The following is an 18,005-nucleotide window of genomic DNA, read 5'->3' on the forward strand; positions in this document are numbered from 1 at the left end:
GTGCTGTGATGCCGATCGGCGATAAGCTGAAACAACTGATTAACTGGTATGAAGCTGTCCTGGAACACCCTCACCGAACGGAAATTGCCCGGGAACTCCGCAGCGAAGATGATTTATTCCTGTTGATGCTGTATTCGGAAATGCTCGGCATCCCGAATCCGGTCTATTACTACACGCTCGAGCTGTATCCGTACATGATCGAGGAATTTCACGACTGGCATTTGCGCATGGGCATGGAAAAATCCCCATTGTCTGGAATCCGCTGCTGCTGACTTTTAATGAAACGAGGGAACCCAATGGACGTGCTATCGAAGAGCATCATTTTTGTCGGAGGCAAAGGCGGTGTCGGTAAATCGACATCCGCTGCAGCCATCGCATGGCAATCCGCAAAAGCTGGACATAAGACTTTGCTGGTCTCCACAGACCCCGCACATAATGTCGGGGACATCTTCAACGAACAAATCGGCGGCCGTACAAAAGAAATCGCCGACAATTTATACGCGCTTGAAATAGATCCTGAAATCGAGACGGAAAATTACATCAAAGGCGTCAAAAACAATATTCGCGGAACGGTCCACACGAGCATGATGGAAGAAGTGAATCGCCAGCTCGATACGGCAAAAGCCTCTCCTGGTGCGGACGAAGCGGCGCTCTTTGATAAACTGATCCATATCATCCTCGAGGAGCGTCAGCATTTCGATAAGTTGGTATTTGATACGGCGCCGACAGGGCACACGATCCGGCTGCTATCGCTGCCGGAACTGATGGGCGTCTGGATTGAAGGCTTGCTCGACAAGCGCCGCAAGACCAACGAGAATTATACGGCGCTGTTGAATGATGGCGAGCCGAGAGAAGATCCGATCTATGACGTCTTGCGCGAGCGCCAGGAACGCTTTTCAAAAGCCCGGGATATCTTACTCGACGCCAAGCAAACCGGTTTTGTTTTCGTCTTGAACCCCGAGCGCCTGCCGATTTTGGAGACAAAAAAAGCATTGGAGCTCTTGGATAAATACCATCTACACGTGAAAACCCTAATCATCAATAAAGTGCTCCCGGAACAAGTGGAAGGCGCATTTTTCCAGGAACGTAAAAAGCACGAAACCAAGTATATGGATATGATCAAAGAAACATTTCCGAAACAGCAGCTATTGTATATTCCGCTGTTTTCGCAAGACATCATCAGCAAGCAACAGCTTGAACAATTCAGCCAACACTTTCAGGAGGGTGACGTAATTTGAAAGCATTCGTGATGGAAGCAGGACAATATAAACTAAAAGATATGCCGGAACCAACAGCGCAGCCAGGAGAAGTGGTCGTGAAAATCCGCGACGCAGGCGTTAACCGCCGAGATCTCGGCCTGTTGAAACGTTACGGGGATAACCCGGAAGCGTTGATCATCGGGTCAGACGGAGTGGGTATTGTCGAATCGCTCGGCGAAGGTGTGACGGCTGTTGAAGTGGGCGATGAAGTGGTCATCAATCCGGGTCTTCGCTGGGCACAAAACAGCGATGCGCCACCGGAAGGCTTCGATATTCTCGGTATGCCGGACCATGGGACATTCGCAGAGAAAATCGCCATTTCCGCAGAACAGCTGGAGAAAAAGCCAGCGCATTTGTCATGGGAAGAAGCAGGCGGGCTCGCCTTGCCTGCTTTGACTGGCTACCGCGCGTTGTTCACGAAAGGGCAATTGAAAAAAGGCGATACCTTGTTCATTCCAGGCGCTGGCAGCGGTGTCGCGACCTTTTTGATTCAATTTGCGAAAAACGCCGGTGCGACGGTAATCGTCACATCCAGAAGTGAAGACAAACTTGCCCAGGCGAAAGAAATCGGCGCGGATATCGCCATTCCGACCGATAGCGATTGGGTCAAGGAGCTCGAAGGCCAGACGATTGACCTTGTCATCGACAGCGTCGGCGGAGCTACCTTCAACCGTTCACTTGAGGTATTGAAAAAGGGCGGGCGCATCGTCATTTTCGGGGCGACCACCGCGGATAATGTCGATTTCAATTTGCGCAGCTTTTTCTATGGTCAATATCAATTATTCGGTTCAACGATGGGCAGCCGCGAAGAATTGCGCAACATGATCCAGCATATCGAAAAGCACGATACCCATCCTGTCGTCGACCGCGTCTTCGCATTAGAAAAAGCGCAAGAAGCATTTGATTATTTGGCGGAAGGCAAGCAGTTCGGTAAAGTAGTTTTGCGTGCTTCCGAATAAAAAATGAAACTTTTTTGATCATCAGCCGTATATAAGGATAAGAAAGCAAATTGACTGGAGGTCATTTTAATGGAGAAAACCGGGTTAAAAATACTCGTCCACGCCAGTGCGTTTTTCGCTCCGTTCCTTGTCCCGGTGATCGTCTTTTTCGTCGCTATGCTTGTGACGGACGACCAAGAACTGAAGAAATTATCGATTCAAGCCTTGCTGTTCCAATTGGTCATGGGAGCATTGCTCTTCGCCTCGACCTTGTTGACGGCCGTATTGATCGGATTCCCGCTCTTGCTATTGTTCGGCGCTATCGGAATCATCGTGCCGATTATGGCGATCATCAAAGCTTTGAAAAACGAGCCATACGATTACCCAATTGTCGGTGCATGGTACCAATAATGGAATAGAAGCAGCACCACAAAACCCGCCGAGAATTTTATCCGGCGGGTTTTTGTGTGGAATCAAGTATGTGAAGTGGTAGAGAGTATAATAAATTCCAATTGAGGCAGTTCTGGATGTCTAAATATTTTATTTGTAAGACTACGCTGCAGGGGCACGCTTGCCGGGGGGCGGGCGTCGAACCCTTGCGGCAAGCCGCATAGGTTTCGCCAGTCCCGCGCGGTCCCCCAGGCGTCGGCCCCTTCCGCTTCGTCTCTCGAATTAAAGTGGGAGAACGTTCTTCGCTCTATTTAACGTGAAGTGTGGAAATGCATCATATTCTGTGGCTTGCTTCAATCAGGTCAAAGAATGAAGTGTCGTGAGTTTCCATCTACTAAACAAAATAACAAGCTGTCTGATTGGAGCATTACATGACCAGACGCTGCGTCTCGGGAAGCGATTCCTCCACTAGTCGCTACCTAATATAGAAGCAGATACGATTAAACAATCTACAGACAATGAAATTTCTCAGCTGCCGGCGCCCGGGGTGAGCCGATGCAGTAAGAGAAAAGCTGCACCCAATAGTCGTATGAAACGGCTTGCTCAATTTACTTTCGCCAATTCATTACTGCCAAAGGCCAACCCAAAGCAAGGCAGCGAAAATTACCAAGAAGAAAAATAGAACAGGGGAACAACGCCGCTCGCAAACTCCAACTATCCTGCACACGCCCGATCCTGAAAGTGATTTCCCCACTAGCCGGCAACTGAATATAAAAGTAGATTCCTTTTAAACACCCTCATCTCAACGAAATCTCTAAGCCGCCGAGTGACACGGGTGAGCCGACGCAATGAGACAGGCGTTCTTCCTGGCTTATTGCGGGAGGCCAACCCAAAGCAAGGCGGCGAATACCAAAATGAAGTTCAATTCAATATTCAGCAATGTAGCTACAAGAAAACTTTCGCTATCAAGTCCAGCTGAGCGTGACCGCCAAGCATCTTTAACTTTCCATCATTCAAATTCACCAACAAAAAAAGTGCAACGGCCTGAGCCGCTGCACTTTTTGTTATTCGAAAATATAAGACAAAGCTTTGATCGCCTGGTCGCAGGTTTCGACGGTGGCGTTTGCTTTGAACTGACCCGGTAATTTGAGACATTAGAAAAAGCACTAGGCTGCCATTGTCCGATACTCAATCGGGGAATGGCAGTTTAATTTTTGGAACGGTCGGATGTAGTTGTAATAATACATGTAATCTTCTGTTTTTTGTTGTACAATGGCATTGGTTAGGTGCACCCTTTCTAGGGTGTAGAATTCTTCCGACTTTAGCGAGGAGTGGAAGGATTCGATGACGGCGTTATCAAAGCAGTTTCCTTTGCGGGACATGCTGGTGATAATGCCGTTTTCTTTTGTCGCCAGTTGGAATGCACGCGATGTGTACTGAGCCCCTTGGTCACTGTGCAGAATGATTCCGGCGGTGTTCCGTTTCCGGCAAGCAATCTCCAGGGTATCCAACACGAGCTGGGCATTCTGAGTGTCACTGACTTTGTAAGCAATCACTTCGTTGTTATACAAGTCCAGAATGGTCGACAAATAAAGCATGCTTTCCCCGAAGGGAAGATACGTAATATCCGTCACCCATTTTTGATTGGGGGCGTCCGCTTTGAAATTCTGTTCCAACAGGTTTGGCACCACCAAGTGCGTCTCACCGGTCATCTTCTTCGCTCGCTTGGGTTTCACCCGGCACTGGCTGTTGTATTTCTGCATGATGCGCTGCACCGTCTTCCGATTGACAAGGATGCCGGCATTTTTTAACAACCCTTTCACCGTCCGGTGACCTGCCCGAAATTTCAGCTGTTCACAGATTGCGATAATCTCTTTCTCCAATTCCGTTTTGCCGAATTTTTTCTGGCGCCACCGGTAATAAGTAGGGCGAGGGACGCCCATGCATTTACAGATCATCGTGATGGAATATTTCTCTTTGAACAATTCCACCAGTTTTAGGAAGAGGGGCGGTTCCACCCCCTTTCCAGTTCCCGGTACTTTCCCATCAGTTCTTCTTTGATTTCGTAATACAGCACCTTTTTCCTTAGCTCTTCCACCTCACTCAACTTCTTCTCATAAGCGTATTGTTTCCCCACACCTTGTGCGAGCCGATGGAGCTCGTCTTTCTGGTACCACTGCATCCACCTCTTAATTTGCGTCACACTTTTAATTTGGTGAATCTCCATGATCTCGGCGTTGGTGTAGTCCCCACTCAATTTCATCTCGATGACCTCTAGTTTGATTTCCTCCGGATAGAATCGCTTTTTTGAACCCATACAGAAAAACACCTCCAGTTTGTCGTTGTTACTACATACGACTTTGGGGGTGCTTTTTCCTTGTCTCATTTTATTGGGTCACTCTACTTTTTGGGACAGCTCTTTTAGCGGATGGTGCAGTTTTTCAGGGCGGATGACGATGAGCGGCTTGTGGTATGCCAAAGCGGCGCTTGCGTCCATCGCGGTGTTCCACTGCTTGTACTGCTCGCCAAACAAGGCGATGACGAGGTCCGATTTTTCCATCAACACGCTCGTACGCAAATTATTGAAACTGGACGCTGCGGCATCCTTGAAGATAGCGCTTGGCTGTTCTCCCAGAATCTCTTCGCCGATATTGTCGGAGCGGTCGTGGTTTTCCATCGGCCCGACGAAATCGACCGGCAGATTGAGCGCCAAGGATTTCTTTTTGATTTCTTCGCGCCAGGAACTGTGAATTTCACCTGCAAGATAAACGGTTAATCTCATGAGTCTCATCCTCCATTTTCCATTTCCTCTTAGTGTAGCATAAAGGAGCATGAGCCGGAAAAGGATTCAGACAATTTGACGTTCTCTCGTTTGGACGGGCATACATGAAAGCACATGGTCGATTTTAAAGTGGCGCTTCTCGCGGCGCAAAAAACAGTACGCCTGGAACGAATCACCGCTGACTTTCAAGATTTTGACGCGGCGTTTGCTGATGGTGCCGTCGTTTGCAATGTACATCATGTCGATCGATTGCTGGTATTTGAATGCTTTCAGAAGTTGCGCTTTCATGATAACCCTCCTCAGATAAGAACGTTTGTTCTCATTATATACCGGCCGGGGGAATGAAACAAGTGAAATGAATCGTGTATAATGGAACGAACGTATATTCTTTTATATAGAAGAAAGGGGATCTTTTTATGAAATTCATCCATACCGCTGACTGGCATCTCGGAAAATTGGTGCAGGGCGTACATATGACAGAAGACCAGCGATTTGTGTTGAATCAATTGATCAAAGCAATCGAACAGGAGCGCCCCGATGCACTCGTCATCGCAGGAGATCTATATGACCGTGCCGTGCCGCCGACAGAAGCGGTGCGTTTGCTGGATGATCTGCTCGCGAAAATCGTGCTGGATATGAAAGTGCCGGTTATTGCCGTGGCAGGGAACCACGATAGCCCAGGAAGGCTTGATTTCGGGAGCCGCGCATTGAAAAGCAACGGCCTTCATATCGCGGGCCCGATCCGGCCTGAATTCGACCCGGTTGTTTTGAATGATGAAGCGGGCGAAGTTCATTTTCATCTAGTGCCGTACACGGATCCATCGATGGTGCGTCATGTATTTGAAGATCCGGACATCAAAACCCATGACGATGCGATGAAAGCGATGACTGGACGCATTTCCGCTGAAATGAATCCGTCGGCGCGTCACGTGTTCGTCGGCCATGCGTTCGTGACGCCTCGCGGAGAACAGGAAGACAATACGAGCGATGCCGAACGGCCGCTTGCGATCGGCGGGGCGGAACACGTCAGCGCGCAGCATTTCCAGCCGTTCCATTACACAGCGCTCGGCCATTTGCATAAAGCGCATTATGTATTGAATGAGACGATCCGCTATTCAGGGTCGCCATTGAAATATTCGATATCGGAAGAGCACCATCAAAAAGGGTTCCATGTGGTTGAGTTAGCTGCAGATGGATCTGTCACAGTCGACAAGCGCTTATTCACAGCGAAGCGCGATATGCGTTCAGTGGAAGGGACAATCGCGGAAATTATGGAGCATGAAAGAAGCGACGATTATGTCTTCGTTACCTTGCTCGATGAGACGCCCGTTTTGTATCCGATGGAAAAAGTGCGTTCGGTGTATCCGAACGCGATGCATGTGCAGCGCAAAACGTTCGCGAAAGAAGCCGGCGATTCGACCATCGGCAACCGCCGGAAGATGGACCCGATGCAATTATTCAACGCATTTTACGAGGAAGTAAAAGGCGATGTGCCGACAGCGGAAACGGCTGAACTGTTCGGCGAAGTGTTGCAGGAATTCCTGCAGGCAGATTCTGAACGTGAAGAGGTGAAGTCATGAAACCGGTCAAATTAAAACTGACGGCATTCGGCCCATACCGTGACAGTGAAGAAATTAATTTTGAAGACTTGGAAGGCAATCGCCTATTTGTCATCTCAGGCAGCACCGGTTCCGGCAAGACCAGCATTTTCGACGGCATTTGTTTCGCGCTCTACGGCTCGGCAAGCGGCTCGGACCGCAGTGAACCGAAAAACCTGCGCAGCGATTTCGCCAAGGATTCGGTCCATACTTCGGCAGAATTGACCTTTGAAGTGCACGGCACCACTTACCGCATCCTGCGCCAGATGAGCCATGTGAAAAAAGGCAATAAAAGCGCGACCGGTGAACGCTATGAATTTTTCGAATTGACCGATGCGGGCGAAAAGCCATGTGTCGAGCGGCAAATCGTCTCGGAGCTCAATCGGCGCATCGAGGAGATTCTCGGGCTTACTTTCTCTCAGTTCAACCAGATCGTCATGCTGCCGCAAGGGGAATTCCGCAAGCTGTTGACGTCTGAAACAGATAATAAGGAAGCGATTTTGCGGAAGATTTTCCGCACCGAACCGTACCGCTTGGTTGCCGAGCGGCTCAAGCACAAAAAAGACGAAGCGCAAGAGCGGTTTAAAGCGCAGCAGATGCTTTACAAAGAGCAAGTGCAGGCGATTGCGGGTTCTTTGCCGCAGCGTGAATCAGCTCTTTTTGAAGTGTTCGCACAAGGTGATTTCCAGCGCAGCCAATTACTCGCAGGGCTTGAAGGGGAGATCCGCCATTACGAATCGGAAAGCATCAGCCTGCAGGAGCGCTATCAGCAATCCTATGATTTCCACAATAAAAAAATGGCCGAGTTCCACGAAGCGAAAGGCTGGAATGGGCGCTTCGACGAATTAGAAGCGAAAAAGCGCCATTTGCAGGAACTCGAAGAACAACTGCCGGCGGTCAAAGAATGGGAACAGCAAGTCACAGCAGCCGATCAAGCGGGCATGATCACTGGCTTGGAAGAGCAGGTGCTGGATCTTGTAGCCAATGAACGCCAAAAACGCGAAGAATTGCGTCGTGCCGAGACGGCTGAACAGAAAGCCCAGGAAATGAAGCGGCAGGCGCAGCAAGTGAAAGATGAAGAAGAAAACCGCCATGAACAGCGTCAAGCTGCACAACAAGCGCTGATCCGCCTGATCGATATGGAAGCAGGCGTAAAGGAGCTGGAACAACAGCGTGCAGCTGTCCAGCAATTGGAGAAAGCTGCCATTCACGCCAGAACGGCATTGCAAAGAACGGATGAACAAGCAGCAAGCGCCGAGCAACAACTGGCGCAAACGAAATCATTCATTCAACAACTGGAAGAAAGACTGGAGCAGTTCGACGAAAAGCGGGACCGCCAGAACCGATTGGCGGAACAACGGCGCGTCTTGGCGGAATATCTTCGCTTGGAGCAAAAGCTCGAAGGTTTGGCCGAGCAATCAGCGGGAGATCAGGCGAAGTTTGAACAAGCGCAAAAAGCCCATCAAACGATGGAACATGATTGGTTCGCCAACCAGGCGGCGCTGCTCGCATCGAAACTGCACGACGGGGAAGCGTGCCCTGTTTGCGGAAGCCTCGACCATCCGACAAAACAGCTAGGCAGTTCTGCAGCAGTAAACCAGCAAGCGATGGAACAGGCCAAGCAAGTGTTGGCACAAAGCGAGCAAAAATTCCGCAAAACGGAAGCGGAACAAGCCGCGGTCCGTGAACAGGCGACAGTGAAGCGTGAGGAACTGGACGGCATGTCGATTGCGGCTGAGCAAGCGTCAGCGCAATTGGAGACGATACGTTCTGAGCAGCATTCGTTAACTGGAGAGCTCGAGCAATTGCAATCCGATAAAGAGCAGTTGCGCAAGCGCAAGTTGGCATTCGCGGAGATGGAAGACCAGTTATCGAGCTTAAAGAAACAGCAGGCGGAAGCCCAGCACAGCACGCAAGAAAAACGCTCAGCGCATGAATCGGCACAGGCGGTATTGGAAAGCAAGCTGACCTCGATTCCGCAAGCGCTACGTGATCTTGGATCGCTTCGAACAGAAACCGCAAAAGCGCAGGAAACGAAAGACCGCTTAGAAGCGGCTTGGCAACAAGCACAGGATGCCCTGCAAAAAGCCGAGCGCCAAGTGTCGGAGGCGGCGGTGTCGCTTCGGCATAGCAAGGAGTCCGTGGAAGAACTGAAAGAAAAGCGCGGCCATGCCGAAAGCCGTTTCGAGGAAGCGCTTGTGAAATCCGCTTTCGCTACGAAGGAAGCTTATCAAGAGGCCAAATTGGAAACATCTCGCTACGAAGAATTGAAAACGCAAATTGAGCAGTACAAGCAAGACCGCCATACGACAGAGCGACAAACGGCGGAGCTCGAAAGTGCGCTCGACGGCCGTAGCCGTGTTGACGTGTCGAATGCGGAACAAGCACTTGCCGAATTGAAGGCCGATTACGAGCGGGCGCTTTCTGAATTGAATACGTCTAAAGAATATAAGAAAAAAGCCCAAACGTTCTTTGATGAAATCTCCGATGCGTCTGCAAAAGAGGCTGCGGCTGAAGCCGAATTCGCGCGCATCGTCGATCTCTACGATACGATCCGCGGGCAGAACGATATGAAGCTATCCTTTGAACGCTATTTGCAAATCGAGTATTTGGAACAGATTTTGGAAGCGGCCAATGAGCGGCTCAAGCATTTATCGAACGGGCAATTCCATTTGACGAGAAGCGACCGGCAGGAAGCGCGCGGGAAGCAAAGCGGCCTCGGCCTGGATGTGTATGACGCCTATACCGGCCAGACGCGCGACGTCAAGACGATGTCCGGCGGAGAGAAATTCAATGCTTCATTGTGCCTGGCGCTCGGAATGGCTGATGTCATTCAAAGCTTTGAAGGCAATGTATCGATTGAAACGATGTTTATCGATGAAGGCTTCGGCTCATTGGATGAAGAATCCTTGAATAAAGCAATTGAGACTTTGGTGGACTTGCAGAAATCAGGAAGGATGATCGGGGTCATTTCCCATGTGCAGGAATTAAAAGCAGCGATTCCGGCCATTTTGGAAGTCGAGAAAACGAAAGAAGGCATCAGCCGAACACGTTTCCAATTGAAATGACGAGCAACGTTTACAATGAGAGAAGAACGTGAATGATAAGAGCAAAGCTTGCTTTCGGAAACTGTCTGTTGTAAATGGGCAAGCGGAGCAGATCGGCAAAGGGGTTTTGACGATGAAGAATTTCAGTTTCAATGCCAGATTGATTTATTTCGGGGCGATTGCATTGTTCAGTCTTGGCTTCTTTTTTCTGCAGTTGTCATCAGTCATGGACGGCGGCACCGGCATCGGCTCAATCATCTTGCTTATTCTATGGGGTGTGATGGCCGCTTTCGGCATTGGCGGCATCATCGCGAGCTTCGCGGTGAAAAAGCGCAGCAATAAATAGCGAAAGAGCCACCGCAGAACCGATAATGGTTCTGCGGTGGCTCTTTTGACTGAAAAAGCAGAATAGCGGTGAAAGTTTGGCAACTCAATCAAGCGCAAATTCTATGATAAAGTGGAAACAATATGAGAAATCAGGAGTGAATGCAGATGTCCAAACAACTTAGCCCGAAGCAAGTGGTCGATTTGATCGAAGCGCAAGCGGATATCATCGTGCCGATCGCGAACGGGGAGCCGATCCGGCTGCTCGATATTCTGGAACAACACGCAGAGGAACTGGACGGGGTCAAGATTCACCAAATGCTCGCCTTGCGTGACCGTGCCTATATCCGCGGGGAACTCGAGCAGCTTCGCCATGTATCGTATTTCCTGAGCGGCGCGACCCGCAAAGTGTACCAGCAAGCGAAGATGGATCTGGTGCCGAATAATTTTCACGAGATGCCGCGCCTGTTGCAAAAAGCGACGAAGATGTCGATGATCATGACGGTCGCTTCGCCGATGGACGAACACGGTTATTTCACCTTCGGCACACAAGCCGATTACGTCGCTGAATTCGTCGGCAAAGTGCCGTTCATTTTGGAAGTGAATGAACAGATGCCGCGCACTTTCGGCCGTAACCAAATCCACATTAGCCAAATCGCAGGCTATGTGGAGCATCACGCGCCTCTTGCGGAAGAACAAGTCGGTGAAATCAGCGAGATGGACATCCAGATCGCCTCGTCGATCATTGGCGATATCGAAAACGGCGATACGCTTCAGATTGGCATCGGTTCTGTGCCGAACGCGGTCATCAGCATGTTGAAAGACCATCGCCATTTAGGCATCCACACAGAAATGCTGCCGGATGGCGTGGCAGACCTGGTCAACTCGGGAGCAATCGACGGCACGCGCAAATTTACAAACCCCGGAAAAATCGTCGCGACTTTCGCTTACGGATCAAAAAAATTGTATGATTTCCTTGATGGCAACCCTGCAGTGGAGATGCTTCCGGTAAGCATCGTCAACGATCCGCGGGAAATTGCTAAAGAGAAGAATATCGTGTCGATCAATGCAACAACAGAAGTCGATTTGTATGGCCAATGCGCTTCTGAAACGGTCGGCGGAAAATATTATTCATCCAGTGGAGGCCAAGTCGATTTCGCACGGGGCGTACGTTTCGCTGAGAACGGCAAAGGCTATATCTGCATGCCATCGACTGCCAAAAGCGAGAGCTTATCGCGCATCAAGCTGAACCTGGCGCCGCAATCGGTCGTCACGACAGGCAAAAATGACGTCGATAATATCGTCACGGAATACGGCATCGCGCGCCTCCACGGCGTATCTCTTGCGGAGCGGGCAAAGCGCCTCATCAGCATCGCCCATCCGAAATTCCGCGAAGAGCTGATGTTCGACGCGAAAAAGAATGGTTTCTTGCTGTAAGTACAAAATTTACTGGTTAAACGCATAAATCCCCAGCCGCAAAAGCAGCCGGGGATTTTTTTTAATGAACCGTCAGTTCGATAATACCGCTTCCTTTAAATTTTACTTTGCAGCACCCTTTCCTTAGTTTTGCCGTTTTTCTTCAATCCAGATGCCTGTATCAGAAGAAAGGAAATTTGCTTTTCGATTGGCTTATCTTATAAGATGATAAGGACAAGCTAGAAAAAGGAGCGGCATACATTATGGGAGAAATTAGCAGGGAGCTATATAATTTCATTCTGAAAAATAAAAACTCCATGGTCGAAGAGTGGCTTGAAACACGCGGCAGTCATGCAAATACCGTCTATTCAGCCAATGCATCCGACGACACAGTAGAGAAGTTGAGAAAGGAATCGATTGGTTTTATCGAGGCCGTCACTGCGATTTTTATCCACGATAAAGAAGAATCGCTTGCCTACGTTGAAGATTGGTCGTCGACGATCGCCAAAGAACGTGCCCAGCAATCCGTCCCGCTTTATGAAGTGATGGAGCATCTGGGGCAATTGCGTAGAATCTATTGGACTTGTGTCCGCCATTTCTTTGAGGAAGTGGATAGAGCGAATAGCCAGGATGCGTTGCGCTGGAGTGAAATGTTAAATGACATGTTCGACTTTATCATCGAAAGCTTTGCGCGCCATCATCACGAAGCTCACCAACGATTGCTGGCGAGCCAGCAGGAAGTGATCGACGAATTGAGCAGCCCGGTCATCCCAATTCGTAAAGGGGTCGGCATTTTGCCGTTGGTCGGCGGGATCGATACATACCGCGCCAAAGTGATTTTGGAGACGGCTCTTGAAGAAAGTGCCAAACAGCAATTGACGACGCTTTATATCGATTTGTCAGCGGTGCCGATCGTCGATACGATGGTTGCCCATCAATTGTTCCAGTTGATGGACTCGCTGAGAATCATCGGCGTGGAATCGGTCTTATCCGGCATCCGCCCTGAAATAGCCCAGACCGCCGTGACACTCGGCATCGATTTCAAAAACATCCAAGTCTACGCCAACCTGATGCAGGCGCTGGATGCACTCGACCATTAAGAAAGAGCCGTTCTCTTTGAGAGCGGCTCTTTTTGCGTTATAGCACGTATAAGTAGACGGCCAGGAAGTGGCATGTGCTTCCGAGCAAGATGAAAATATGGAAAATCTCATGGAATCCTAAATAACGTGAAGATAGGAAGTCGGGCTTAAGCCAATAGACGACACCGCCGATCGTGTATAGAAGACCGCCGGCAACGAGCAGCCATAACCCGGCAGCAGGCAGGCTGGAGGCGAGCGGGCCTACTGCGAAGATGATGATCCAGCCCATCAAGATATAAATGGCGGTCGACAGCCAGCGTGGTGAATGAAACCAGATCATCTTGAAGAGAATGCCGCTAATGCCAAGTATGGCGACTATAGCGAAAATCACCCAGCCAAGCGTGCCTTCCAGCGCAATCAAACAAAACGGCGCATAGGAACCGGCAATCAGCAAGAAAATCATGGAATGGTCCAATTTGCGGAAAAAGGCGATGACTCCCGGACGCGCTTTTACGGAATGGTAAACCGTTGAAGCCGTATACAGCAGAATCAAACTGATGCCGAAAATAACGACCGCTGTAACATGAGCTGCAGGAGCTTGCATGTAGGCAGCTTTGATGGCCATGGCAAGCAATGCAGTAAAGGACAAAAGGGCTCCGGCCAAATGGGACAGAGCATTAAAAGGCTCTCGGATAAATGCAGTCATGGATCTATACCTCCTGATACGTAGTTATCGAAACTACTTATAATAATATACGCATCGATTTCGTGGGTCAAGTTTGTCGCCTTTTCCATCATAGGGTAAAATGGAGAAACAGAAGTTGAGGTGAAGCGAATGGAAAGCATCGATCGGCTCATTGGCCAATTGGCTCTCGACAGCCAAATCCGCACAAGCGATATTCCGAAAATCGATTTATATGTAGATCAAGTCATTCAATTATTCGAGACAGCCTTCCACGACACGAAAAGGTATCCGGACGATAAAATATTGACGAAAACGATGATCAATAATTACGCCAAAGGAAAATTGTTCTATCCGGTGCAGCAAAAAAAATACACGCCTGACCACATTATGCTGATCAACTTGATTTACCAGATGAAAAGCACGCTATCGATTAATGACGTAAAAAAAGTGCTGGAGAAAGTGAATGACCAAGCACAGGCGCTGGAACTGGATCTATCCGAGTTCTACGAAACGTATTTGACGCTTCAAGAGGATAATCACGCTGCGTTTAAAGAAGAACTGGAGCGGCAAGCAGAAGCTGTCGCTAACACGCAAAGCGATGAAAATGGAGAACTTTCCAAAGTGCTGTTCATTGCATCGCTGGTCCATAAAAGCAATTTGTACAGAAGGGCCGCTGAAAAACTGGCCGATGAATTGGTAAGGGAGGAAGCCGATGGCAAAAATTCTTATTGACGCAGACGGCTGCCCCGTGGTCGATTTGACGATTGGGTTGGCCAAGCGCTTCGATTGGCCGGTACTGCTCATTTGCGACACTTCCCATGAAATGTACCGAGAAGGAGCGGAGACGCTGACGGTATCGAAGGGAGCGGATGCGGTCGATTTTGTGTTGGTGAACCGTGTGCAGCCTGGCGATATCGTTGTTACGCAAGATTATGGGCTCGCTGCGATGGTGCTCGCGAAACGCGGTGTGCCGATCGACCAGAACGGGCGAGTTTACAATGAAGGCAATATTGAACAATTGCTCCATGGCCGCCACGTTGCCAAAAAAATCCGCCAAAGCGGCGGGCGCATGAAAGGCCCGAAAAAGCGCCAGCAAGCCGATAACGATAAGTTCCGTGACAGCTTGATTGACCTATTGGAAAGTTGAAAGATCCGCACTCATGCGGGTCTTTTTTTATGGACAAGTGAATCTTGGCTTCTTTGCTGCGAGTAATTTTCAGGCGATAGGGAATAGAAAGGGATATGAATCGATGGGGAGGGATACGCCATGAAGAAAATAGCGGTTATCGTGACGAATCATAAAGACCTAGGAAATCGAGGTAAAAAAACCGGATTGTGGCTGAGGGAATTGACGGATTTCTACCATGAGGTGAAAGATGATTTTGAAGTTGACATCATCAGCCCGAAAGCAGAAAAAGTGCCAATCGACCCGAGAAGCCTTCCAGCCGCAGTGGTAAATGGCCGGACACGCCATTACTATTTGAACAAAAACATCCAGCGCCAATTGGACCGGCCGTTGACACCAGGTGAAGTGAAGGCCAACGAATATGCGGGCATTTACTTTACTGGAGGACATGGGACGATGTGGGATTTCCCAGATAATAAGGAATTGCAGCGGATGACGGCGAACATTTACGAAAAAGGCGGCATCGTTGCAGCTGTCTGCCATGGGCCGAGCGGTTTATTGAATGTCCGTTTGTCTGATGGCAGCCCGTTATTATCGGGCCATCTCGCTACCGGCTTTTCAGATCTAGAAGAAAAACTGCTAGGCCTCTATAAAGACATCCCGTTTTCCTTGCAGCATGAAATGAAAGAGCGGGGCGCACTTGTCCAAATCGCCCAGCTGCCGCTTGAAGCATGCGTTATTGAGTCAGGACGCCTAATTACGGGGCAAAACCCAGCTTCTGCGTCAGGGGTCGGGGAAAAATTGCGCGAACAATTGAAAGATATGGACCGCTACACGTAACAGGTGAGGATAAATCAGCCGGGAGAATTTTGAGTAAAAAGATTTCCTATTGGCTTAAAAATCGGCATTTAGGGTATACAAAATAGAAATGACAGAAACACGCATTATTTTGGAGGGATTCAGATGAAGAGATCAACGATGAATACAGTATTAGGCAGCGCGCTGGCAGCCACTGCAGGAATTTTCGTCTACAAAGCTTATCAAGAAAAAAATACAGTCCGTGTACAGGAAGACATCGACATGCACAACAGCAAAGAAATCGATGAGCGCGAAAGTGTCTACGCCATCGAAGATTCAAGCGAACAGGGTCTTTCACAATTGGATTCCGCTTACCGCGAAGAATGGCAAGCGAATGCTTTCCCGCAAACCCAGAAAGAATTGCGTGAATTGGAAGAAGACAAATAAATCATACGAGCGAGCGAAGGCAGAAAATCATCTGCTTTCGCTTTTTCTTCGTTTATGATTTGAGTATGCAACTAAATTTGAAAGGAGTGTCAGCAAGTGTGGATCCGGAAGCCGTTTTTTGAATACACAGTGGGAATATTATTACTCGCCCTTACATTATACGTACTCAGCAAGTTGGACTATATTTGGGAACCGATTCGCATCATCATCACGACGCTATTTGCGCCGATCCTCATCGCCGGAATTTTATACTATCTGCTCCGGCCATTGGTGCGGGTTCTCGCCCGGCACATGCCAAAGATTGCAGGCATTGGGATTGTGTTTGCGGTGATTGCTCTGGCCTTGGCAAGTCTTGTCTATTTTTTCGGGCCAACTTTGATGGAACAAGGGAAAAGCCTAGTCGACTTGGCGCCTGAAAAAGTGCAGGAAGTAAGTTCAGAGTCAACCAATTTATTGGAAGGGTTTGAATTCGGAGGAATTTCCGGTCAGGAAATCAGCGACCGTATTTACGGCTATGCCCAAAGCCTATCGAGCAATCTCTTTGAAAACGTGATCGATATTCTCAGCATGCTCGTCAATGCGGCGATTGTCTTGATCGTCGTACCGTTCATCTTATTTTTCCTGTTAAAAGATGATGATAAATTTATTCCGTATTCGGTGAAACGTCTTCCAGAAGACCATAAGCCCGAAGGGAAGAAACTGATGAAGGACTTGGATGAAACCTTGTCGACATTTGTGGTCGGCCAGGCGATTGTCGCGGGGGTGATCGGTGTATTGATGTATATCGGCTATTTGATCATCGGTCTTGAATACGCTTTGACACTTGCCGCGTTCGCGATGTTCTTGGTCGTCGTGCCGTTTCTCGGTCCGCTTATCGGGATCATCCCGGCGATTTTTGTTGCACTCCTCAACGATGGGTTGTTCATGGCAGTCAAAGTCGTTCTTGTCCTGCTAGTCGTCCAGCAGTTAGAAGGCAATCTCGTTACGCCGAACGTCATGGGCAACCGGCTTCATGTCCATCCCTTGACGATTATCTTGTTGTTGATGGTGGCAGGTTCCTTGTATGGATTTATTGGAATTTTAATTGCGATCCCGACCTACGCCGTACTGAAGACACTCGTCCATAATTTCCGTTTGTTTTACCGGCTTCATAAAAAACGCGCAACCAGCCATTAAGGCTAGTCATTTAGACGCAAGTATCCATCCTACTTCCTATTAAATTTCATTCGAAAGGTTCTGGATTTGTGAATATTGTGATATATTAGTCAATAGAATGACCAATCCAGAACAGAGGGGATGTTTATTAATGAAGAAATGGACCTTATTAGCATTATTGCTAGCAGTTCTTACAGTGCTTGCCGCGTGCGGCAGTTCGGAAGAAGAATCCGGCGGCGGTGAATCTGGCGGAGGCGAAGGGGAAGCATACCGTGTCGGCATCGATACCACTTATCCACCGTTTGAGTTTGAAGAAGACGGCGAATACACAGGAATCGATATCGATTTGATCAACGCGATTGCTGAAAACCAAGGGTTTGAAATCGAGTTCAACCCGATGGATTTCGGGGGCATCATCCCGGCCCTTCAGGCTGGACAATTGGATGTAGCGATTGCGGGCATGAGTATTACAGATGAGCGTAAAGAAGTTGTCGATTTCTCGGATCCGTATTTTGATGCTGGACTTTCATTGGTCGTAGCAGAAGATAATAGCGACATCACTTCACTCGAAGACTTGGAAGGCAAAACCGTCGCAGTGAAGAGCGGGACAACTGGTGCTCAATTCGCACGCGACAACCAAGATGAGTATGGCTATGAAATTTCCCAGTTCGAAGACAGCCCTTCGATGTTCCAGGAAGTATCAAACGGCAATGCCGATGTGCTTCTTGAAGATTATCCTGTCATCGCCTATGCCATCGCAGAAAGCGAATTGGCTTTGAAAACTGTCGGCGAACGCTTGACGGGCGACCAATACGGCATCGCTGTGTTGAAAGGCGAGAATGCAGAATTGCTTGAACAAATCAATGCAGGACTGCAAGAATTGCGCGACAGCGGCGAATATGACGAAATCTTAAACAAATACATCGCAGAATAAAATCATGTAGCGCGCATTCGCGCGCTG

Annotated in this window: 20 protein-coding genes; 16 read left to right on the forward strand and 4 right to left on the reverse strand. The window is 48.9% G+C overall.

The genetic code is table 11. The features are described from left to right. Positions 1 to 8 precede the first annotated feature (8 nt). The 5 genes from G3255_RS01930 (at position 9) to G3255_RS01950 (ending at position 3,732) form a co-directional block, all read left to right on the forward strand. Positions 9 to 272, forward strand: a complete 264-nt coding sequence (locus G3255_RS01930) for a cory-CC-star protein (RefSeq protein WP_211653047.1) — start codon at positions 9 to 11, stop codon at positions 270 to 272. Positions 273 to 296: 24 nt separating this feature from the next. After that, on the forward strand, positions 297 to 1,238 hold the full coding sequence (locus G3255_RS01935) for an ArsA family ATPase (RefSeq protein WP_211653048.1): 942 nt from the start codon (positions 297 to 299) through the stop codon (positions 1,236 to 1,238). Further along, complete coding sequence (locus tag G3255_RS01940) at positions 1,235 to 2,218, forward strand: zinc-binding dehydrogenase (protein WP_211653049.1); 984 nt, start codon at positions 1,235 to 1,237, stop codon at positions 2,216 to 2,218. The genes G3255_RS01935 and G3255_RS01940 overlap by 4 nt, the downstream gene beginning before the upstream one ends. A gap of 69 nt (positions 2,219 to 2,287) precedes the next feature. After that, the gene (locus G3255_RS01945; protein WP_211653050.1) at positions 2,288 to 2,608 is read left to right on the forward strand and encodes a DUF4870 domain-containing protein; all 321 of its coding nucleotides are present in this window, start codon (positions 2,288 to 2,290) and stop codon (positions 2,606 to 2,608) included. Positions 2,609 to 3,435: 827 nt separating this feature from the next. Continuing rightward, positions 3,436 to 3,732 (forward strand): hypothetical protein, encoded by a 297-nt coding sequence (locus tag G3255_RS01950; RefSeq protein ID WP_211653051.1) that lies wholly within the window; start codon positions 3,436 to 3,438, stop codon positions 3,730 to 3,732. Between the two features lie 21 nt (positions 3,733 to 3,753). Here the strand turns inward: G3255_RS01950 and G3255_RS01955 are convergent. The 3 genes from G3255_RS01955 to G3255_RS01965 form a co-directional block, all read right to left on the reverse strand. Then, positions 3,754 to 4,904 (reverse strand): IS3 family transposase gene (locus G3255_RS01955; RefSeq protein ID WP_211653052.1). Its coding sequence is split into 2 segments (ribosomal slippage): positions 3,754 to 4,631 and positions 4,631 to 4,904, totalling 1,152 coding nucleotides; the frame shifts between segments, so codons are not numbered across the junction. A 78-nt stretch (positions 4,905 to 4,982) separates the two neighbouring features. Further along, positions 4,983 to 5,369: a YtoQ family protein gene (locus tag G3255_RS01960; RefSeq protein WP_211653053.1), complete on the reverse strand. Its 387-nt coding sequence runs from the start codon at positions 5,367 to 5,369 to the stop codon at positions 4,983 to 4,985. A gap of 66 nt (positions 5,370 to 5,435) precedes the next feature. Beyond that, a complete protein-coding gene (locus tag G3255_RS01965; RefSeq protein ID WP_211653054.1) occupies positions 5,436 to 5,657 on the reverse strand; it encodes a transcriptional regulator in 222 nt (73 codons plus the stop codon). A 128-nt stretch (positions 5,658 to 5,785) separates the two neighbouring features. On the opposite strand from G3255_RS01965, the gene G3255_RS01970 reads away from it, so the two are divergent. From G3255_RS01970 to G3255_RS01990, 5 genes are all read left to right on the forward strand, one after another. Continuing rightward, positions 5,786 to 6,949 (forward strand): exonuclease SbcCD subunit D, encoded by a 1,164-nt coding sequence (locus G3255_RS01970; protein ID WP_211653055.1) that lies wholly within the window; start codon positions 5,786 to 5,788, stop codon positions 6,947 to 6,949. Continuing rightward, positions 6,946 to 10,035, forward strand: coding sequence for an AAA family ATPase (locus G3255_RS01975; RefSeq protein WP_211653056.1), 3,090 nt, complete (start codon positions 6,946 to 6,948; stop codon positions 10,033 to 10,035). Before G3255_RS01970 ends, G3255_RS01975 begins: the two co-directional genes overlap by 4 nt. 112 nt (positions 10,036 to 10,147) lie before the next feature. Further along, positions 10,148 to 10,360, forward strand: a complete 213-nt coding sequence (locus G3255_RS01980; RefSeq protein ID WP_211653057.1) for a hypothetical protein — start codon at positions 10,148 to 10,150, stop codon at positions 10,358 to 10,360. A gap of 146 nt (positions 10,361 to 10,506) precedes the next feature. Beyond that, entirely contained in the window at positions 10,507 to 11,775 is a 1,269-nt protein-coding gene (locus G3255_RS01985) for an acetyl-CoA hydrolase/transferase family protein (RefSeq protein WP_211653058.1), read from the forward strand. A 242-nt stretch (positions 11,776 to 12,017) separates the two neighbouring features. Then, positions 12,018 to 12,854: an STAS domain-containing protein gene (locus G3255_RS01990; RefSeq protein ID WP_211653059.1), complete on the forward strand. Its 837-nt coding sequence runs from the start codon at positions 12,018 to 12,020 to the stop codon at positions 12,852 to 12,854. A gap of 37 nt (positions 12,855 to 12,891) precedes the next feature. Here the strand turns inward: G3255_RS01990 and trhA are convergent, their stop codons facing one another. Beyond that, positions 12,892 to 13,539, reverse strand: a complete 648-nt coding sequence (trhA, locus tag G3255_RS01995; protein ID WP_211653060.1) for a PAQR family membrane homeostasis protein TrhA — start codon at positions 13,537 to 13,539, stop codon at positions 12,892 to 12,894. A gap of 129 nt (positions 13,540 to 13,668) precedes the next feature. Between trhA and G3255_RS02000 the strand changes: the two genes are divergently transcribed. The 6 genes from G3255_RS02000 (at position 13,669) to G3255_RS02025 (ending at position 17,978) form a co-directional block, all read left to right on the forward strand. Beyond that, a complete protein-coding gene (locus G3255_RS02000) occupies positions 13,669 to 14,250 on the forward strand; it encodes a DUF1836 domain-containing protein (protein WP_211653061.1) in 582 nt (193 codons plus the stop codon). Further along, positions 14,231 to 14,665, forward strand: coding sequence for a YaiI/YqxD family protein (locus tag G3255_RS02005; protein WP_211653062.1), 435 nt, complete (start codon positions 14,231 to 14,233; stop codon positions 14,663 to 14,665). The genes G3255_RS02000 and G3255_RS02005 overlap by 20 nt, the downstream gene beginning before the upstream one ends. A 120-nt stretch (positions 14,666 to 14,785) precedes the next feature. After that, positions 14,786 to 15,484 carry a type 1 glutamine amidotransferase domain-containing protein gene (locus tag G3255_RS02010; RefSeq protein WP_211653063.1) on the forward strand — a complete coding sequence of 233 codons (699 nt, stop codon included), beginning with the start codon at positions 14,786 to 14,788 and terminating at the stop codon, positions 15,482 to 15,484. Positions 15,485 to 15,622: 138 nt separating this feature from the next. Then, positions 15,623 to 15,889, forward strand: coding sequence for a hypothetical protein (locus tag G3255_RS02015; RefSeq protein ID WP_249222043.1), 267 nt, complete (start codon positions 15,623 to 15,625; stop codon positions 15,887 to 15,889). A gap of 96 nt (positions 15,890 to 15,985) precedes the next feature. Further along, entirely contained in the window at positions 15,986 to 17,065 is a 1,080-nt protein-coding gene (locus tag G3255_RS02020) for an AI-2E family transporter (protein ID WP_211653065.1), read from the forward strand. Positions 17,066 to 17,195: 130 nt separating this feature from the next. Next, complete coding sequence (locus G3255_RS02025) at positions 17,196 to 17,978, forward strand: transporter substrate-binding domain-containing protein (protein WP_211653066.1); 783 nt, start codon at positions 17,196 to 17,198, stop codon at positions 17,976 to 17,978. Positions 17,979 to 18,005: the final 27 nt, after the last annotated feature.

The organism is Planococcus sp. MSAK28401, assembly GCF_018283455.1.
Taxonomy (GTDB): domain Bacteria; phylum Bacillota; class Bacilli; order Bacillales_A; family Planococcaceae; genus Planococcus; species Planococcus alpniumensis.

Excerpts from the sequence above, each read along its gene's own strand:
- G3255_RS02015 (WP_249222043.1), top strand. The coding sequence starts at position 15,623 with ATGAATACAGTATTAGGCAGCGCGCTGGCAGCCACTGCAGGAATTTTC.
- G3255_RS01965 (WP_211653054.1), bottom strand. The coding sequence starts at position 5,657 with ATGAAAGCGCAACTTCTGAAAGCATTCAAATACCAGCAATCGATCGAC.
- G3255_RS01950 (WP_211653051.1), top strand. The coding sequence starts at position 3,436 with ATGAGACAGGCGTTCTTCCTGGCTTATTGCGGGAGGCCAACCCAAAGC.
- G3255_RS01945 (WP_211653050.1), top strand. The coding sequence starts at position 2,288 with ATGGAGAAAACCGGGTTAAAAATACTCGTCCACGCCAGTGCGTTTTTC.
- G3255_RS02025 (WP_211653066.1), top strand. The coding sequence starts at position 17,196 with ATGAAGAAATGGACCTTATTAGCATTATTGCTAGCAGTTCTTACAGTG.
- G3255_RS01935 (WP_211653048.1), top strand. The coding sequence starts at position 297 with ATGGACGTGCTATCGAAGAGCATCATTTTTGTCGGAGGCAAAGGCGGT.
- G3255_RS02005 (WP_211653062.1), top strand. The coding sequence starts at position 14,231 with ATGGCAAAAATTCTTATTGACGCAGACGGCTGCCCCGTGGTCGATTTG.
- G3255_RS01985 (WP_211653058.1), top strand. The coding sequence starts at position 10,507 with ATGTCCAAACAACTTAGCCCGAAGCAAGTGGTCGATTTGATCGAAGCG.
- trhA (WP_211653060.1), bottom strand. The coding sequence starts at position 13,539 with ATGACTGCATTTATCCGAGAGCCTTTTAATGCTCTGTCCCATTTGGCC.
- G3255_RS01975 (WP_211653056.1), top strand. The coding sequence starts at position 6,946 with ATGAAACCGGTCAAATTAAAACTGACGGCATTCGGCCCATACCGTGAC.
- G3255_RS02010 (WP_211653063.1), top strand. The coding sequence starts at position 14,786 with ATGAAGAAAATAGCGGTTATCGTGACGAATCATAAAGACCTAGGAAAT.
- G3255_RS01990 (WP_211653059.1), top strand. The coding sequence starts at position 12,018 with ATGGGAGAAATTAGCAGGGAGCTATATAATTTCATTCTGAAAAATAAA.
- G3255_RS01930 (WP_211653047.1), top strand. The coding sequence starts at position 9 with ATGCCGATCGGCGATAAGCTGAAACAACTGATTAACTGGTATGAAGCT.
- G3255_RS02000 (WP_211653061.1), top strand. The coding sequence starts at position 13,669 with ATGGAAAGCATCGATCGGCTCATTGGCCAATTGGCTCTCGACAGCCAA.
- G3255_RS01960 (WP_211653053.1), bottom strand. The coding sequence starts at position 5,369 with ATGAGATTAACCGTTTATCTTGCAGGTGAAATTCACAGTTCCTGGCGC.
- G3255_RS01970 (WP_211653055.1), top strand. The coding sequence starts at position 5,786 with ATGAAATTCATCCATACCGCTGACTGGCATCTCGGAAAATTGGTGCAG.
- G3255_RS01980 (WP_211653057.1), top strand. The coding sequence starts at position 10,148 with ATGAAGAATTTCAGTTTCAATGCCAGATTGATTTATTTCGGGGCGATT.